The sequence below is a fragment of the Clostridium sp. genome, from assembly GCF_051650885.1.
GTDB lineage: Bacteria > Bacillota > Clostridia > Clostridiales > Clostridiaceae > Clostridium.
Genome location: NZ_JBOFRG010000138.1, coordinates 1 through 1,188, shown reverse-complemented (window position 1 = coordinate 1,188; position 1,188 = coordinate 1). Strand labels below are relative to the sequence as shown.

Genomic DNA, 1,188 nt, shown 5'->3' with positions numbered 1-1,188 from the left:
ATCAATCCTTGCCTCCGCTGGTGTACATTTAATACCTACGTGCTAACTATTGTTGTAAATCTTTATCGCTTTTGCCACCTTAACATCAAAATCATTGCCTGTAAGCTTGAGTATGGTTTCTCTCAATGTGCAGATTACTCTCTCTACCCTACCCGTCCATTACTTCTATATGAGTCTATACTTACTTTCCTATGTTTTATATTCATTCTCCTGCACATTTCCTTAAAAGACTCATTCTCAAATTCCTTACCATTGTCGGTAACATACTCTTCAGGCTTTTTACTCATTCTACATAGATCTACCAAAAAGTCTACCACCGTTGTCCCTCGTTTATCATCCAACACAACACCCAAAACCAACCTAGTATGAAAATCAACAGCCACCAAGACATATTTACCCTTGTCTCAAAAGTCAATCAAATCCAATCCTACTTTTTCAAATATCTACTCGTTTCTATAAAGTCGTACCCTCCTGTCCTTTTACGATTATATATTTGACACTGTGTGCATCTCTTTAAAATCTCTGCTATATCATTCTTCATCCCTGGCCAATAATGTTCCTGTTTCAAACTATAATGCACACTAGTTATAGATCTATGTCCTAACTTCTGGTGTTCTTTCATGACAAGAACCTCCCTGTCATTTTCTCTCGGTATTATAGCTCTTCTACCAGAATCAAATTTCCAATACACAACCCCATCGATCTCTTCCACATGTTTGCGAGACTTTCCCTCCATTTGTTGCACAGATCGCCTCTTATTCCTCACCTTCTTTGGATCAGCTTCAGTATAAACTCTACTCAATGCATCAGCAACTACCATTTCATCTGGCTTCCTGTACTCAATGCTAAAATCGAATTCCTGAATTTTCTCAACTCAACGATTTATCCTATTATTTATAAAAAATGGCTTTCTTCTTATCTCCACCAACGCCTTATGATCTGTTTCTACTCTGAATTTCCTTCCTCTAAGTTCATACTCAAACTTTTTAATGCCCCAGAACACCGCGTACATCTCTTTCTCACTGATGGCATAACGTGTCTCGGTTGGCGTAAGTTTTTTAGAGGCCCATTGAACTGGTACCCACTCATTGTACTCATCCTTTTAAAGTAATACTGCCCCTAGACCAATATTACTAGCATCAGTTCGTGTTAGAATTCTTTTTCATAATTCGCTATTCTGAGCTTCCC

Annotated in this window: 2 protein-coding genes and 1 pseudogene; all 3 read right to left on the bottom strand. The window is 38.1% G+C overall.

All coding sequences use genetic code 11. From position 1 onward, the window contains the following. Positions 1-143 precede the first annotated feature (143 nt). Positions 144-386: a DDE-type integrase/transposase/recombinase gene (locus ACRC28_RS06580; RefSeq protein ID WP_438542653.1), complete on the bottom strand. Its 243-nt coding sequence runs from the start codon at positions 384-386 to the stop codon at positions 144-146. Positions 387-427: 41 nt separating this feature from the next. After that, the gene (locus ACRC28_RS06575) at positions 428-820 is read right to left on the bottom strand and encodes an integrase zinc binding domain-containing protein (RefSeq protein WP_438542652.1); all 393 of its coding nucleotides are present in this window, start codon (positions 818-820) and stop codon (positions 428-430) included. Between the two features lie 54 nt (positions 821-874). After that, positions 875-1,087: pseudogene (locus tag ACRC28_RS06570) on the bottom strand (RNase H-like domain-containing protein); the annotation flags it as partial. Between the last annotated feature and the right edge of the window lie 101 nt (positions 1,088-1,188).